The organism is Mesorhizobium sp. M0663 (genome assembly GCF_040320585.1).
Classification (GTDB): domain Bacteria; phylum Pseudomonadota; class Alphaproteobacteria; order Rhizobiales; family Rhizobiaceae; genus Mesorhizobium.
On sequence record NZ_JAMYPX010000005.1, the window covers coordinates 157,799 to 173,546 of the forward strand.

18 protein-coding genes are annotated in these 15,748 nt (G+C 63.7%); 12 read left to right on the top strand and 6 right to left on the bottom strand.

Going from position 1 to position 15,748, the window contains the following annotated elements:
* Window positions 1-73 precede the first annotated feature (73 nt).
* From NKI54_RS12995 to NKI54_RS13015, 5 genes are all read left to right on the top strand, one after another.
* A complete protein-coding gene (locus NKI54_RS12995; protein ID WP_502896695.1) occupies window positions 74-316 on the top strand; it encodes a cupredoxin domain-containing protein in 243 nt (80 codons plus the stop codon).
* 25 nt (window positions 317-341) lie between these two features.
* Entirely contained in the window at window positions 342-902 is a 561-nt protein-coding gene (locus NKI54_RS13000) for a sigma-70 family RNA polymerase sigma factor (RefSeq protein WP_352817726.1), read from the top strand.
* Window positions 899-1,732: an anti-sigma factor family protein gene (locus NKI54_RS13005; RefSeq protein ID WP_352589876.1), complete on the top strand. Its 834-nt coding sequence runs from the start codon at window positions 899-901 to the stop codon at window positions 1,730-1,732. The genes NKI54_RS13000 and NKI54_RS13005 overlap by 4 nt, the downstream gene beginning before the upstream one ends.
* Window positions 1,733-1,856: 124 nt before the next feature.
* Window positions 1,857-2,354, top strand: a complete 498-nt coding sequence (gene purE, locus NKI54_RS13010) for a 5-(carboxyamino)imidazole ribonucleotide mutase (RefSeq protein ID WP_023678468.1) — start codon at window positions 1,857-1,859, stop codon at window positions 2,352-2,354.
* Window positions 2,351-3,427 (top strand): 5-(carboxyamino)imidazole ribonucleotide synthase, encoded by a 1,077-nt coding sequence (locus tag NKI54_RS13015; RefSeq protein ID WP_352634168.1) that lies wholly within the window; start codon window positions 2,351-2,353, stop codon window positions 3,425-3,427. The genes purE and NKI54_RS13015 overlap by 4 nt, the downstream gene beginning before the upstream one ends.
* Before the next feature lie 92 nt (window positions 3,428-3,519).
* Here NKI54_RS13015 and NKI54_RS13020 read toward each other — a convergent pair whose 3' ends face one another.
* Window positions 3,520-3,942 carry a lysozyme inhibitor LprI family protein gene (locus NKI54_RS13020; RefSeq protein WP_352634170.1) on the bottom strand — a complete coding sequence of 141 codons (423 nt, stop codon included), beginning with the start codon at window positions 3,940-3,942 and terminating at the stop codon, window positions 3,520-3,522.
* A 235-nt stretch (window positions 3,943-4,177) separates the two neighbouring features.
* Between NKI54_RS13020 and ykgO the strand changes: the two genes are divergently transcribed.
* Both ykgO and NKI54_RS13030 read left to right on the top strand, forming a co-directional pair.
* Window positions 4,178-4,303: a type B 50S ribosomal protein L36 gene (ykgO, locus tag NKI54_RS13025; protein ID WP_006203764.1), complete on the top strand. Its 126-nt coding sequence runs from the start codon at window positions 4,178-4,180 to the stop codon at window positions 4,301-4,303.
* Window positions 4,304-4,397: 94 nt separating this feature from the next.
* Window positions 4,398-4,997: a tetratricopeptide repeat protein gene (locus NKI54_RS13030; RefSeq protein ID WP_352454860.1), complete on the top strand. Its 600-nt coding sequence runs from the start codon at window positions 4,398-4,400 to the stop codon at window positions 4,995-4,997.
* Window positions 4,998-5,231: 234 nt separating this feature from the next.
* On the opposite strand, the gene pyk is transcribed toward NKI54_RS13030, so the two are convergent.
* A complete protein-coding gene (gene pyk / locus NKI54_RS13035; RefSeq protein ID WP_352454861.1) occupies window positions 5,232-6,662 on the bottom strand; it encodes a pyruvate kinase in 1,431 nt (476 codons plus the stop codon).
* Window positions 6,659-7,105 carry a DUF1036 domain-containing protein gene (locus NKI54_RS13040; protein WP_502894514.1) on the bottom strand — a complete coding sequence of 149 codons (447 nt, stop codon included), beginning with the start codon at window positions 7,103-7,105 and terminating at the stop codon, window positions 6,659-6,661. Before NKI54_RS13040 ends, pyk begins: the two co-directional genes overlap by 4 nt.
* 285 nt (window positions 7,106-7,390) lie before the next feature.
* Between NKI54_RS13040 and NKI54_RS13045 the strand changes: the two genes are divergently transcribed.
* The 4 genes from NKI54_RS13045 (at window position 7,391) to NKI54_RS13060 (ending at window position 10,324) form a co-directional block, all read left to right on the top strand.
* Entirely contained in the window at window positions 7,391-8,188 is a 798-nt protein-coding gene (locus NKI54_RS13045) for an N-formylglutamate amidohydrolase (RefSeq protein ID WP_352572000.1), read from the top strand.
* A gap of 26 nt (window positions 8,189-8,214) precedes the next feature.
* Window positions 8,215-8,523, top strand: coding sequence for a DUF1244 domain-containing protein (locus tag NKI54_RS13050; RefSeq protein ID WP_352572001.1), 309 nt, complete (start codon window positions 8,215-8,217; stop codon window positions 8,521-8,523).
* Between the two features lie 11 nt (window positions 8,524-8,534).
* Window positions 8,535-8,996, top strand: coding sequence for a cupin domain-containing protein (locus tag NKI54_RS13055; protein WP_352572002.1), 462 nt, complete (start codon window positions 8,535-8,537; stop codon window positions 8,994-8,996).
* A 146-nt stretch (window positions 8,997-9,142) separates the two neighbouring features.
* Complete coding sequence (locus NKI54_RS13060; RefSeq protein ID WP_352572003.1) at window positions 9,143-10,324, top strand: MFS transporter; 1,182 nt, start codon at window positions 9,143-9,145, stop codon at window positions 10,322-10,324.
* Here NKI54_RS13060 and NKI54_RS13065 read toward each other — a convergent pair.
* Window positions 10,282-11,193, bottom strand: a complete 912-nt coding sequence (locus NKI54_RS13065) for a LysR family transcriptional regulator (protein ID WP_352572004.1) — start codon at window positions 11,191-11,193, stop codon at window positions 10,282-10,284. The genes NKI54_RS13060 and NKI54_RS13065 overlap by 43 nt on opposite strands.
* Window positions 11,194-11,286: 93 nt before the next feature.
* On the opposite strand from NKI54_RS13065, the gene NKI54_RS13070 reads away from it, so the two are divergent.
* Entirely contained in the window at window positions 11,287-12,246 is a 960-nt protein-coding gene (locus tag NKI54_RS13070) for an NAD-dependent epimerase/dehydratase family protein (protein WP_352634174.1), read from the top strand.
* 66 nt (window positions 12,247-12,312) lie between these two features.
* On the opposite strand, the gene NKI54_RS13075 is transcribed toward NKI54_RS13070, so the two are convergent.
* Window positions 12,313-12,471, bottom strand: coding sequence for a DUF3309 family protein (locus tag NKI54_RS13075; protein ID WP_023678456.1), 159 nt, complete (start codon window positions 12,469-12,471; stop codon window positions 12,313-12,315).
* A gap of 99 nt (window positions 12,472-12,570) precedes the next feature.
* Entirely contained in the window at window positions 12,571-15,747 is a 3,177-nt protein-coding gene (locus tag NKI54_RS13080; protein WP_023678455.1) for an efflux RND transporter permease subunit, read from the bottom strand.
* Between the last annotated feature and the right edge of the window lies 1 nt (window position 15,748).

Below are 15,748 nucleotides of genomic sequence, written 5' to 3' on the forward strand. Positions count from 1 at the left end.
ATCCCCTGTCACGTTCGGTTTGGCGGCGATCCTGATAATGGTTGCCATGCCACTGAACGCAGCAGACCAGCCAATGGTCAAGATCGAGAACTTTGCCTTCACACCGGCGGTGCTGACGGTAAAGCAGGGCACTACCGTGACCTTCGAGAATGACGACGACATCCCGCATCTGGTGGTCGCCAACGATGCCTCGTTTCGCTCCAAGGCGCTTGACACCGGTGACACATATGCCTTCACCTTCACCAAAGTGGGCGACTATGCCTATTTCTGCGGGCTTCACCCGCACATGCAGGGCAGGATCACCGTCGCTCCGTGAGGATTTTCGGAAGGTTCTGTCCGGGATGCCGGGCGATGCGACGGTGTTGAACCAAGAGGCCGCGACCGAGCGCTTTCGCGAGGTGGTTCTGCCCCATCTCGCGGATGCGCTTGCGCTTGCCCGCTGGCTGACCGGCAACGCCGCCGACGCGGAGGATGTGGTGCAGGAGGCCTGTTTGAAGGCGCATGCGGGCATCGCCGGCTATGCCGGCGGCAATGCGCGCGCCTGGCTGCTGGCGATCGTGCGCAACGCCTCTTACTCCTGGCTGGCGCGCAACCGGCCGCGCAGTATCGTCGCCGTCGGCGACCTGAGCGACCTCGATGACATGACGGCTGCATATGGCGCCGGGCTGCCGGATACGGATAGTCCTGAGGCAAGCCTGATCGCCAAGGCCGACACGGCCGCACTCGAGGCGGCGATCGCCGCGCTGCCGCACCAATTTCGCGAGACTGTGGTGCTGCGCGACATCAACGGCCTCAGCTATCGCGAGATCGCGACGCTGCTTGGCGTGCCGCTAGGAACGGTGATGTCGCGGCTGGCGAGGGCGCGCGGTCTGCTGATATCCCAACTTGGGAGGGCGCCATGAGCGCGCACAACGATGGACTGCCCGATGACCCGGCGGGCGTGGAGCTGATGATCCATGCCTTGGTCGATGGCGAGCTCGACGCAGCAGCAGCATTGGCTGTCGAGCGACGCATCGCGGCCGATCCGGCGCTCGCCGCCGAGCATGCCCGCATCGTTGCGCTGCAGACGGTCGTCAGCGGGCTGCCGAGGCTCGATGTCCGTGAGGATTTCAAGGCTCGCATCGCTGCAATCGGGACAGCCGGTACGGAGAAAGTGCTGCCGGCGCCGGCGCCCGCCGCTCGAGTGCCGCCGGCACACAGAGCGGTGCACCGATTTGGCGCGTTCGACTGGCGCGCGCTGGCGGCGTCGATCATCGTTACCGCCGTGCTGGCCAGCGGCGCGACGCAATGGATGATGCTGAGCAGGGCGCCCGACAGCTTTGCCGCCGCGGTCGCCAGCGGCCATCGCCGCAGCCTGCTGGCAGCCAGCCCCGTGGACGTCGTCTCGTCGGACCGGCACACGGTCAAACCTTGGCTGGATGGCAGGGTCGGCCTGTCGCCGCCGGCACCTGACCTTGCCAGTGACGGCTTCGCGTTGCTCGGCGGCCGGGTCGAGGTGATCGCCGACCAGCCAGTGCCGGCACTGGTCTACAGGCACCGCGAGCACCTGATCACTCTCGTCGCCGCGCCCGAGGAAACCGGCTCGACAGCCGGACCGGTCGATCTTTCTGCTGGTGGCTTCTCGCTGGTCCACTGGAGCGACAGCGCCTTTTCCTATTGGGCGATTTCCGATACCGAACGGCCTGAACTTGACGACTTCGTCAACCGCTTCCGAGCAGCGGCCGCCCGATGACAGACCGCCCCTGTCCATGTGCGTAGCCACGGAGACGGCACAAGCGGCTTTGCCGTTTCCGGCCATCCTTGCGGCTCCCCTCGATTTCAGCTACTGCGCGCTTTTGCCGCCGGAGAGCAGAAGCTTGGACGATCACCGCGCCGACGTCGCCATCATCATGGGCAGCCAGTCCGATTGGGCGACGATGCGCCACGCCGCCGAAACGCTTGAGGCGCTTGGAATTCCGCACAAGCGCCTGATCGTCTCGGCCCACCGCACGCCCGACCGGCTCTATGACTTCGCCAAGGGCGCCAAGGCGGCCGGCTACAAGGTGATCATCGCCGGTGCCGGCGGTGCGGCGCATCTGCCCGGCATGACGGCGGCGATGACGCCGCTGCCGGTGTTCGGCGTGCCGGTGGAATCAAAGACGCTGTCGGGCCAGGACTCGCTGCTATCAATCGTGCAGATGCCGGCCGGCATTCCGGTCGGCACTTTGGCCATCGGCAAGGCCGGCGCTGCCAACGCTGCACTTCTGGCCGCCGCGGTGCTGGCGCTGAGCGACGAAAAGCTCGCCGCCCGGCTGGATAGCTGGCGCGCCGCGCAGACCGCCAAGGTGGCCGCCGAGCCCACGGACGCGCCGTGAGCCTGCCGGCGGGATCGAGCATCGGCATCATCGGCGGCGGCCAGCTTGGCCGCATGCTGGCGATGGCCGCGGCCCGCCTCGGCTACCGCATCGTCGTGCTGGAGCCGCAGCCGGATTGCCCGGCGGCACAGGTCGCCAACCGGCAGATCGTCGCCGCCTATGACGACGCGGCCGCGCTTAGCGAGCTGGCTGCGGCCAGTGCCGTCGTTACTTATGAATTCGAGAACGTACCGGTCGCGGCCGCCGCGGCACTTGCCTCTACGGTGCCGGTCTATCCGCCGGCACGCGCACTGGAAGTGGCGCAGGACCGGCTGGCGGAAAAGAAATTCCTCAACGGCATCGGCATACCGACCGCGGATTTCAGCCCCGTCGACAATGACGAGGAACTGACGGCTGCGCTGAAACAGTTCAACGGCAGCGGCATATTGAAGACGCGCCGCATGGGCTATGACGGCAAGGGCCAGCGTGTCTTCCGCAACATGGAAACAGGCGGCTTTGCCGGCACTTGCGAGGCGATGGGCAACGTGCCGTTGATCCTGGAATCCTTCGTCACCTTCGAGCGCGAGATTTCGGTGATCGCCGCGCGCGGCAGCGACGGCTCGCTCGCCGCCTACGATCCAGCGTGGAATGTCCATCGCAACGGTATTCTTCACAGCTCGACGCTGCCGGCCGGAGTAAAATCCGAGACGGCGGCTGCGGCTCAAACGGCGGCGGCAGAGATCCTTGCAGCGCTCGACTATGTCGGCGTCATCGGCGTCGAATTCTTTGTCCTTGCCGACGGTTCGCTGTTGGCCAACGAGATAGCGCCGCGCGTCCACAATTCCGGCCACTGGACGGAGGCCGCCTGCACCATCTCGCAATTCGAGCAGCACATCCGCGCCGTCGCCGGCCTGCCGCTGGGAAATCCCGCCCGGCAGTTCGACTGCGTCATGGAAAACCTGATCGGCGACGATGTCAGGCGCGTTCCTGATCTGCTCGCCGAGCCCGATCTGATGCTGCACCTCTATGGCAAGGCCGAGGCGCGGCCCGGCCGCAAGATGGGCCATTTTACGCGCGTGAGCCGCCGCAGCTAGAGCATGATCCCGAACCGAAGGTCCGCGCTAGCGAAAAGTGGAATCCGGATTTCGGAAAAGATCATGCTCAAACACAAAGTTAGAACCTACGCTTACTGGATTTCGCCGCTCTCGTCCTCGTCGGGGCTGGCGCAGCTCACATCGCCTTCCGCGCAGGTCGAATCGGCGGTGAGCTGCTTGGTGCGATCGTCGGTCAGCCGCGTCAGGCATTCCGATATCAGCATCGGATAGATCGAGCCGCCTTCGCTGTCCGCGGCGGAATAGCTGCATTCCGCGTCGCGAAAAGCGATCCAGGCGCGCTGCGCCGTCTGCAACAGCTTCCTGGCTTTTGCGTCACTTTCGCCGATGAGATCCTGGTAGGCCTTGTTGAGCTTGGCGTCGGCGGATTTGTAGTCCGCGTCGGCGCAGATGTTCATCATCTGCTGGCTGTCGTCGTTGCGGTCGCATTCCTGCGCATAGGCAACAGAACCTGCCGCGAGGACGACAAGACAGGCGGACACAAGAATTCGGCGCATGACGATCTCCAATTCGCAACCGCATCATTCCAGCCGTCTCAAGCCTGCGCAACGCCGCAAGACGCCAGTGGCGGATATTTGATGATACGAAACGGTCCGTATCGTTTAGGCAACGCGCTTGCGGTTGACACGGGCAACGCTCCTCGTCTATGAGCCACGCACAGTTCAAAGGCGCGTCTGTGGGCGCGCCTTAATAATTCGGCCCGTGACCGGGCCCAGACCGACGGGCAAGACCATGAAAATCAAGAATTCGCTCAAGGCGTTGAAGGCGCGTCACCGCGACAACCAGCTGGTTCGTCGCAAGGGCCGCATCTACATCATCAACAAGACCGCGCCGCGCTACAAAGCGCGCCAAGGTTGAGTTTTCGACGGAGGCTGCGCGCCTCCGTTCGCATGATACGCCTCTCACGCTAAATTCAGTTTGACGATCCGGCGTCGGGGGCTAGATTCCCGCGATGCGGATTCTTTTTGCATTTTTCACGGCTTTCCTTGTTTCCGGCGCTGTCTCGCTGCCGGCGTGGGCTGAAGATCCGACCACAACTCCGCCGACAGCACCTCCGGTCGTCAAGACGAAACAGGCGCGGCTCGATCAGCTGTTTGCCGATCTCAAGCGCGAACGCAATGAAAAGGCGGCCGAGCGCATCGCCGGACGCATCGGCAGCGAGTGGTCCCAGTCGGGCAGCGCCTCTATCGACCTGATGATGCAATGGTCGCAGAAGGCGATCGAAAACCAGAAATTCGATGTTGCACTCGATTTCCTCGATCAGGTGGTGACTTTGCAGCCGACCTATGCGGAAGGCTGGAACCGGCGCGCCACTGTTCATTTCATGATGAAGAACTACGGGAAGTCGATGGCGGACATCGACCGCACCCTGCAGCTCGAACCACGCCATTTCGGCGCGCTTTCGGGCCTGGCTCAGATCATGGCCGAAACCGGCCACAAGCAGTCGGCACTTGAGGCCTGGCAGCGCGTGCTCGGCATCTACCCAATGATGCGCAGCGCCCAGGACCAGGTCGCCGCACTTTCCGAGGAGCTTGCCGGCGAAGGCATTTGAGACCAGTAAGGGAGTAGGGGAATAGGGGAATAGGGGAGTAAGGTAGTATGTGAGAGGTGCAGATTGCACTGTGGCACACATGCGCCCTACTCCCCTACTCCTGAACCGGTCACAGGCTGATGCAAGCTGGCGGAGTTCGGCGTCTATCCTAACCCGACTGCCGTCGATGCGCCCGGCTGGCGCCGCGTTTACGACGCGCCATGCAGCCGGCCTATCCGGCAGCCGCGGCCGACATTAGCGGCCGACTTCCGATCCGACATAGGCGATGCGCAACATGTTGGTCGAGCCCGGCGTCCTCAGCGGCACGCCGGCCGTGATGATGACGCGGTCGCCCGGCTTGCCGAAACCTTCATCGAAGGCGATGCGGCAGGCGCGGTCGACCATGTCGTCGAGGTCGCTGGCGTCGGGGGAAACGACGCAATGCGTGCCCCACAACAGCGACAGCCGCCGCGCCGTGTTGAGGATCGGCGACAGCGCCACGATCGGCACTTGCGGCCGCTCGCGCGCGGCGCGCAAGCCGGTCGTGCCGGACGCGGTATAGGTGATGATCGCCGACAGCTTCAGCGTCTCGGCTATTTCGCGGGCGGCGAGCGAGATCGCGTCGGCTCCGGTGGCTTCCGGTTCCGAGCGCTGCGCGTTGATAATTCCGGCATAGGTCGGGTCGGTTTCGACCTTGGTGGCGATCCGGTTCATCATCGCCACCGCCTCGACCGGATAGGCGCCGGCGGCGGACTCCGCCGAAAGCATGATCGCGTCGGCGCCTTCAAACACGGCGATCGACACGTCCGACACCTCGGCCCGCGTCGGCACCGGCGCGGTGATCATCGATTCCAGCATCTGCGTGGCGACCACCACCGGCTTGCCGGCACGGCGCGCGGCGCGGGTGATCTGCTTCTGAATGCCAGGCACGGCTTCGAGAGGCATCTCGACGCCGAGATCGCCGCGGGCGACCATCAGCGCATCCGAAAGCTCGATGATCTCGGCCAGCCGGGCGACGGCCTGCGGCTTTTCGATCTTGGCCATGATCAGCGCCCGGCCGCGTGCGATCTTGCGCGCTTCGGCCAGGTCCTCGGGCCGCTGCACGAAGGACAGCGCCACCCAGTCGACGCCGGTCGCCAGAACCGCGTCGAGATCCCGGCGGTCCTTTTCCGTCAGCGCGCCGACCGGCAGGTCGGTGTCGGGCAGGCTGACGCCCTTCTTGTCGGAAATGGTGGTGCCGGCGACGACGGTGCAGACGATCGCCTTGCCGTTGCTGCTGACCGCCTTGAGCTCGAGCTTGCCGTCGTCGATCAGCAGGCGATGACCAGCCTCGACCGAACGCAGGATTTCGGGATGCGGCAGGTAGACCCTCGTCGAATTGCCGGGCTCGGGATTGTCGTCAAGCGTGAAGGTCTGACCGACGGTCAGCACCTCTTTGCCGTTGGCGAACTTGCCGACGCGCAGCTTTGGCCCTTGCAGGTCGGCGAGAACGCCGATCGGCCGGCCGACCGCCTCCTCGACGGCACGAATGCGGCCGACAAGCGTACGCATCAATTCATGGTCGGTGTGGCTCATATTGATGCGGAACACGTCGGCGCCGGCTTCGAACAGCTTCTTCAGCATCTCCTCGGACGAGGAGGCCGGACCGATGGTGGCGAGGATCTTGACCTTGCGGCTGCGTCTCATTGACTGTTTGTTCCCGGGGCGGCTGGAGCGCCATCCGTTGCGGGCTCGTCAGTCAGCTGGACCATCCAGCTTGCCTGCTCGCCCGTGTCATATTCCTGGAATCCGGCGCGCTGAAAGCCCCGGGCGACGCAATCGGTAACGCCGGCGATCTTGAACTCTTTTTCGGCCACGCACATGTTGATCGGACCATCCCAGCGTCCGCCGCGCTCGGCGTCTTCTGCATAAAGATAGTAAAACCTTGATGACAACGGTCCCTCGATCAGCGTCTTGCAGCTCGATCCTTCGATGTGCCACCAGCCTTCGGTGATCCAGCCGGCTTTGGCGCGATAGCCGATGCCGACACCGACCAGGTTCTGCGTGGCGTTGCAGACCCGGAAATCGGCCCGTGCCGGCGAGGCCGAAATCACCGCGAAAAGACCCATGGCCGGTACCAGGAGCGGCATGGCCAAGGCGTGGCGCACACGCAGCCTGCCGGCGAAACCCATCCTGAAACCCCTCAAGAACCACATTTGCATCTCTCAACGCCCCTTTTCGGAAAAGTCCGTACGCATGTCAACGCGCCGATCTGTCCAATTCCAATCGATTTAGAAGGCTCTGGCGCGCTTGCGGTCGCCCCTGCTCAGTTTTTTGGCAGAAACCGTGGCCAAACAACGGCATTGCGCAAGCGTTCTCTTCGTGGAATGACGATACCACCTCCCCGAAAGCCAGCGAACAGACCTTTCCCGCCAATGACCCGATCCACAGTTTTCGCGCCTTTCGATATCGTCGAAGGCGATCGCAAGCGCGGCATGGTGCTTCTGGCCGATCACGCCCGCCGCGACCTGCCGGAGGAGTATGGCAGTCTCGGCCTGCCGGCGGCGGAGTTCGACCGCCACATCGCCTACGACATCGGCGTCGAGACTGTAACCCGCGAACTCGCAAGTCTGCTCGGCGTTCCGGCGGTGCTTGCCAATTTTTCGCGACTGCTGATCGACCCCAATCGCGGCGAAGACGATCCAACGCTGATTCGCCAGCTCTATGACGGCACCGTCATCCCGGGAAATTATCCCATGGCCCCGGAGGAGCGCGAAAGGCGGCTGGACCGCTTTTACCGCCCCTATCATGATGCCGTCGGCGCCATGATCGCCTCTGTGGCGCGAGCATCCGCGCGGGCACCCTTCATCTTTTCGGTGCATTCCTTCACACCGACCATGCAGGGATTCGTGCGGCCGTGGCACGCCGGCATATTGTGGGACCTGGACGACCGCGTTGCGCGGCCGCTGATCGACATGCTCGCCGAGGACAAGAGCCTCATCGTCGGCGACAACGAACCCTATGACGGCGCACTGCGCGGCGATACCATGTTCAGGCATGCCATCGTCAACGGCTTTGCCCATGCGCTGCTCGAGGTCCGCCAGGACCTGATCGCCGACCGCAAGGGTGCCCTCGCCTGGGCCGAACGGCTGGCGCCGATCGTTGACGCGATAGATCGACGTGCCGATATACATGCGGTGAAAATATTCGGCTCGCGCACCGGGCCGGTATGATGAGGCCCAAGGGAGGCCAACATGACATGACCGAACTCAGCGAAGAACAAAAGCGCGATTTCGAAGCCGCTGCCTTCCGCCGGCTGGTCGCGCATCTGCACGAGCGTTCCGACGTACAGAACATCGACCTGATGAACCTCGCCGGCTTCTGCCGCAACTGCCTGTCCAACTGGTACCGCGATGCGGCGCAAGCCGAAGGTGTCGAACTCAGCAAGGAACAGTCGCGCGAGATCATCTACGGCATGCCCTATGCCGAGTGGCAGGCACTGAACCAGATCGAAGCCTCCGACGCCAAGAAGGCCGAGTTCGAGGCAAGACGCCCTAGGGATCACTAGGGGAGGACGCCGTGCCTAAGATCGACGTTGCCGAGGTGCCCGTACGCAAGGGCTCATCCTATCCACCGCCGTTCGATGCACCCTGTGCCGAACGCGTGCGGCAGCGGCTAGGCAACGCAGGCGGGCTCACCGACTTCGGCATCAATCTCATGCGCCTGCCGCCGGGCAACTGGTCGAGCCAGCGCCACTGGCATTCGCACGAAGACGAATTCGTCTACGTGCTTGAAGGCGAGCTGACGCTCGTCGAAGATGCCGGCGAGACGGTGCTGCGCGCCGGTGATTGCGCGGCCTTTCCGAAAGGATCAGGCAACGGCCATCACATGATCAATAAATCGGGCGCGATGGCGATCTATCTCGAAGTCGGTTCGCGCTGGCCCGACGACGTCGCCACCTGCTCCGACATCGACATGATGAGCACCAACGCTGACGGCCGGTTTGTGCACAAAGATGGCGCGCCTTATCCCGAGTCGTAGGGATTTCGGAGTGGACCGCCGAGGTGGTTGGCCGACGCGAGAGGACGTAGCGTCTGGTCCAAGCACTTTCGGCGAAGAGCGCTTGACTGTGAATTGAATCGATCTAATTTGCCGCGCAACGCCATTTCCGGACCGGATTCTACCCGATGGACGCGCAGAAAATCACGCAGATCGCGATTCGTGGACGCTGGGCAGTGGCCGGCATCTTCCTCTCCAACGGCTTCCTGACCGGCAGTTGGGCGCCGCAGATCCCGGTGTTCCTGACGCGACTCGACATTTCGAAGTTCACGCTCGGCTTGCTGATTCTGTTGTTCGGTGCCGGCGCCGTCACTGCCATGACCTGGTGCGGCCATCTGATCTCGAAGCATGGCTCGCGCACGGTGCTGCGCTGGTTCGGACTTGCCGGCAGCTTCGGCCTTTTGGTTGTGGCTCTGGCCCCCAACGTGCCCCTTGCGGCCGTCGCCATGTTCATCTTCGGCGGTTCGATCGGCGGCATGGACGTCGCCATGAATGCCAACGCAGTGGCAGTCGAACGGCGGCTGTCCCGTGCCATCATGTCGTCCTCGCACGGCTTCTGGAGTCTTGGCGGTTTCGCTGGCGGCGCTTTGGGCGGTTTCGCCATCCAGAACTACGGTCACCTCGCCCATGCGACAGTGGTGACGGCTCTTGCCTTTGCCGTCATCGCCGTCGCGATCCGCTACCTGATCGCCGAGGACAAGCACCCAGTCGCCGAGCATCACAAATTCGCGCTGCCAGCAAACCCGCTGGTCTATCTGGTTGGGCTGATGGCGCTGCTGACGATGATCTCCGAAGGTGCGGTACTCGACTGGGCGGCGCTGTATCTCAGGCAGGAGCTCGGCGCCGATCTTGCCATCGCAGGCCTGGCCTATGCCGCCTTTTCCGGAGTCATGGCCATCATGCGCTTTCTCGGCGATGGCGTCCGCAACCGTTTCGGTGCCGTTACGACATTGCGCGCCTCGGCCCTTGCCGCTGCTGCCGGCATGCTGGTGGCCGGGCTGGCTCCCTCGCCTTGGCTGGCCATTGCCGCCTTCGCCTTTTGCGGCCTCGGCATTGCCAACATGGTGCCGATCATTTTTTCGGCCGGCGGCAACCAGGAGGGCATGGCGTCCGGCACAGGCATGAGCGTCGTCACAACAATGGGTTACTCAGGCATTCTGGTGGCGCCGTCGGCGATCGGCTTCGTCGCCGAGCACTCGAGCTTCGGCCCGATCTTCGTCGCACTCTCCGGGCTGCTGGTCGTCGTGCTGTTGATGGCCGGCCTCGCTCACCGCGCCGAATTCGCTGCCGAGCCTGCACCGGCTGAATAGCGCTTGAACTCTTCGTAGAGGAAATCCGCGACGCGGCGGATGCGCACGCTGGTACGCACGTCGCGGTGCATGGCCAGCCACACCGGCAGCGTCGGCAGCGGGAGACCCGGCAGCACTGTCTCGACCAGCGGATCACGGTCGGCGAGCGGCTCCTGGCCAAAGCCGATGCCGTTTCCCGCCCGCACCGCTTCCCACAGCACGATCTGATTATCGGTCCTGAAGCGGAAGGCATTGCGGGCGAGCGGGACGCCGAACTGGGCAAAGCCGCGAATGATCTCATCGCTGCGGTCGAAGCCGACCAGATCATGGCCGGCAAGATCGCGGGCCTCGCGCGGACGGCCACGCCGGTCCAGATAGGATTTTGCCGCGCAGGCGCGGAGCGGAATGTCGGTCACCTTGCGCGCGACCAGCTCATTCTGCGCCGGCTTGACCATGCGAATGGCGATATCGGCGTCGCGACGCAGCAGATTCTCGACCTGGTTCGAGGCGACGATCTCGACCTCGATGCCCGGCTCCTCGAACCCAAGCCTCGCTGTGATTTCCGGCAGCACATAGGCCGCCACCACTTCGCTGGCGGCAATGCGCACCGTACCCTCGATCGCCTCGACCGATCCCAGCGCCAGCAGCGAAAAGGCGCTCGCCTGCTCGCTCACCGCGCGGCCCCGTTCAAAGAGCGTGCTGCCCGCTTCCGTGAGCGCGTAGCCACGCCGCCCGCGCCGGAAGAGCGTGACACCGAGCGCCTGTTCCAGCTCGGTGATGTGGCGGCCGAGCGTCGGCTGGCTCGCGGCAAGTTTTCGCGCGGCGGCCGACAGGCTGCCGGTCTCCGCCACGGTGACGAAACTCTTGATCAGGTTCCAGTCAATATCCATTCAAAATTGAATATCATATCGCCAATCATAGTCAATTTTCATTCGTTTGCGAAGATACAATATTGGGGTCGTAACGCAACACGGAGACGAACAATGACCACGATCGCAATTCTCGGCGCCAATGGCCGCCTCGGCCGCACGGTCGCCATGGCCTTCCTCGATGCCGGCTACGATGTCCGCGCTGTCACCCGCAGCGGCAAGGTGCCGGCCGAGCTCAAAGGCGCTACGGCGATCGCCGGCGACGCGCTCGACCGTGCTGCGCTGATCCGCGCGACCGAAGGCGTCGATATCATTTTCAACGGCCTCAACCCGCTCTACACCGACTGGAGCAAATGCCTGCCGATGGCCGAGAATGTGATGGCTGCCTGCCGGGCGAACGGCGCGCTGCATCTCTTCCCGGGCACCGTCTACAATTACGGCTCGCCGATGCCGGCGGTGATCGCCGAAGACACGCCGTTTCGCCCGACAACGGAAAAGGGCCGCATCCGCGTCGCCATGGAAGATCTGTTTCGCCGCGAGGCCGATGCGGGTCGGGTGCGCACGATCCTGCTGCGCGCTGGTGATTTCTTCGGCGGCAGCGGCAGCGGATCGTGGTTCGATCTGGTTGTTGCCGCCAAGATAACCAAGGGTGTCTATACCGCCCCAGGGCCGGTCGATCTCGTGCATGAATGGGCCTATCTGCCCGACCTGGCCAAGGCCTTCGTCGGGCTGGCTGACAATCTCGACAAGCTCGGCTCCTACGAGGCGCTGAACTTTCCTGGCCATGCGGTGACCGATCTGGACATCAAGGCGGCCGCGGAGAAGGCGCTCGGACGCACGCTGAAACTGACGTCGATGCCGTGGTGGGTGCTGCGTGCCGGCGGCCCGTTCGTGGCGATGTGGCGCGAGATCGTTTCGATGTCCTATCTCCGCTTCGAGCCGCACCGGCTGGTTTCAGGCAGGCTGGAAAGCGTTATCGGTACGATCCCGCACACGCCGCTGGAAAATGCAGTGTCGGAAGCGCTCGAGGATATCGGCATCGCCACGCTCAAGACGACGCAAAAAGTTGCCTAACAACAAACCAAAAAAAGGCGGATGGCCAGATGGTCATCCGCCGCTTGTCACGACCAATGATTGCGGTCAGATCCGGCCCATCAACAGCAGCACCAGGACAACGATCAGAATGACGCCGACGATGCCGGATGGTCCGTAACCCCAGGACCGGGAATGCGGCCACGCCGGAACCGCGCCGATCAGAATAAGAATAAGGATAATGATGAGAATGGTGCTGATCGTCATCAGAAAATCCTCGCTTTGAGGTTGCAATGACGGAACAATGCAGAAGGCCGCCCATTGTTCCCGGGCGGCCTTTGCTTGATCAGGACGGCGATCCGGACTCTATTCGGCGGCCTTCGGGAAGGCGATCGCCGGTTCGGCGCCCAGATCGGCGTCCAGGCCTTTCGACGGGATTTCGGCCTTTCGACGCCCCAACAGGCGACTGAACCAGCCACGACGCGCACCGGGTTTGACCTTGGCGCGAGTGAACACCATCAGCATCGACGGCGTCACCACCAGCGTCAGCACGGTGGCGAAGGACAGCCCGAAGACGATCGCCGAAGACAGCGAAATCCACCATTGCGTCGACGGCGCGTTGATCGTCGTCTCGTGATGGAAGATTTCGAGGCCGAGGCCGAAGGCGATCGGCAGCACACCGAGGATCGCCGATACCGCCGTCAGCACCACCGGGCGGGCACGCTCGCGGCAGGTCTGCAGCACGGCTTCGTATTTGTCCCAGCCCTCTTCGCGCAACCGGTCATAGGTGTCGATCAGCACGATGTTGTTGTTCACCACCACCCCGGCCAGCGCGATGACACCGATGCCCGACATGACGATGCCGAATGCCTCTCCCGTCAGCAGCAGCCCGAGGAACACGCCGATCGTCGCCATGACCACGCAGGACAGCACCAGCCAGACGCTGGTGAACTTGTTGAACTGCGCCAGAAGCACGATGAAAATCAGGAAGATCGCCGCACCGAAGGCTTTGCTGAGGAAGGCGCCGGCCTCCGCGCTGTCCTCATTCGAGCCGGCAAGCTTCCAGCGAATGCCGCTGCCGAGGTTCATGTCGGCGACAGCTTTGGTGACCTCCTGCTGGACGGCTGCCACCTGGGCGCCGGCAGCGACGTTGGCCTGGACGACCACAGTTCGCGCGCCGTCGATGCGGTTGAGGATACCGACCGTCGGCTCCGGCTTGCGCACGACGAAGTTCGAGATCGGCACCGAGCCTTGCGCGGTCTGCACCCGCAGTTCGTCGAGCGTTGACAGCGTGCGCCGATCCTCGGGCAGGCGCAGCCTGATGTCGACTGCATCGTCGGCGCCGGCGGGCCGGTATTCGCTGAGCTTCAGCCCGTTGGTCACCAGTTGCACGACCGTCCCGACCGCGGTTGGGCTGATGCCGTACTGCGCCGCCTTGGCGCGATCGACCTCGAGCGCCCAGTCGACGCCGGGCGGCGCCAGACCGTCGGAAATATCGATGACGCCGGGCACCTTGGCAATGCGCGCGGCGACCGCGCGGGCCTTGTCGTCAAGGCCCTTCGGATCGACGGCCGAAAGCCTGATCTGGATCGGCTTGCCTGTAGGCGGGCCGGCTTCCGGCACGCGAACCTCGACGTCGACACCGGGAATGCCAGCCATCACGCCGCGCAGTTCGTCCAGGATTGAGTTCGCCGATTTACGCTCGCGCCAGTCGACGAATTCGTACTGGATCACGCCAACCACGTCTTCCGGAACATCCTGGCCGCCGCCCTGCGTCTTGCCGACACGGGTATAGACAGACTTCACGCCCGGCCAACCGAGCAGCCGATTTTCCGCGGTCTTGGTGGCCGCGTCCATTTCGGCAAGCGAAAGATTGCCGCGGGCGTGGACATAGAGCAGGCCGTAGTCAGGCTCGACATTCGGGAAGAATTCGACGCCGGCGCCGAATTTCGAATAGGCGTAGCCGACGCCGAACAACAGCGCCACAGTGAGGACAAGCACGGTGATGGGATAATGCACCGCCTGCTTGACCACGGCCATGTACCAGCCGTCGCGATTGTCGTCGGGGTGATGGGCCGGCGCCTTGGCAAATATCGCGCCCAGCGTCGGCGCGAAGACCAGCGCATAGAGCATCGAGGCCGAGAGCGTCACGATCAGCGTGATCGGCATGTATTTCATGAAGTCGCCGATAATGCCCGGCCAGAACAACAGCGGCGAGAAGGCGGCAATGCGCGTCATCGTCGCCGCGATGACCGGGCCGGCCATGCGCTTGGCGGCAAGCGCGAACGCTTGCTCCTTCGGCATGCCCTCGCTCATGCGTCGCTCGGCGAATTCGGTGACGATGATGGCGTCGTCGACCAGCATGCCGACCGCCAGGATGAGGCTGAACAGCACGATCATGTTGATCGTGTAGCCCATCATTGCCAGCAACAGGATGCCGATCAGGAAGGACGAGGGGATGGCCAATCCGATCAGCAGCGAGGCACGGCCAGACAGCGCGTAGAGAATGACGATGAACACCAGGATGACGGCGATCATCACGTGGTTCTGCAGGTCGCCGAGCAACTGGTTCACGAAGACGGACTTGTCTTGCGTGTAGGTGACGTGCATGCCCTCCGGCATCGTCTTGATGAAGGCGTCGGACACCTCCCTGACCTTGCCAATCGTATCGATCAGGTTGGAGCCGATGCGCTTCTTCACCTCGATGGCGATCGCCGGCTTGCCGTCGAGGCGGGTGACCGTCTCGGCGTCCTTGAATGTGGAGCGGATGGTGGCAATGTCCTTGGCCTGCACCACCGCATTGGGGCCGGCGACGACCGGAAGCGCCGCCACATCCTCCGGTGTCTCGATAAGCGAGGGCACCTTGACCGCGTATTTGCCCTCGGATCCTTCGATGTTGCCGGCGGCGACAAGACTGTTGGAAGCGCCGACCGCACCGATCAACTGGTCGAGCTGCAGCCCGTAGGAAGACAGCTTCATCGGATCGATGACCACTTCGACGAGGTCGTCGCGCGCACCCTGCAGCGAGCCCTCGAGCACGCCAGGCACTTCCTCGATGCGGTCGCGCAGCTCGCGCGCCGCCGCCGTCAGCACGCGCTCGGGCACCTCGCCCGACAGCGTCACGACCAGGACGGGGAACTCGGAGATATTGACCTCGGAGACCACGGGCTCCTCAGCCGCTTGCGGCAGGTCGGCCTTGCCGTCCTGCACCTTGCTGCGTGTGTCCTGCAGCGCGGTGGCGAGATCCGTCTGTGGCTGGAATTCGACCAGCACATAACCGCCGCCCTGGAAGGCGGCCGAGCGCATCTCCTTGAGGCCTTTCAGGCTCTTCAGCTTGGCTTCCATCGGCCGCAGCAGGAGGCGCTCGGAGTCTTCCGGCGAGATGCCCTGGTAGATCAGGCTGACATACATCATCGGAATCGGAACGTCCGGTTCCGCTTCCTTCGGCGTCGACTGGTAGGCGACCGCACCGGCAAGGATGAGAAAGACCAGGACCGCAATGGTCAGCCGGGCATTGCTGATAGCAAGTTTGACGATGTCCATG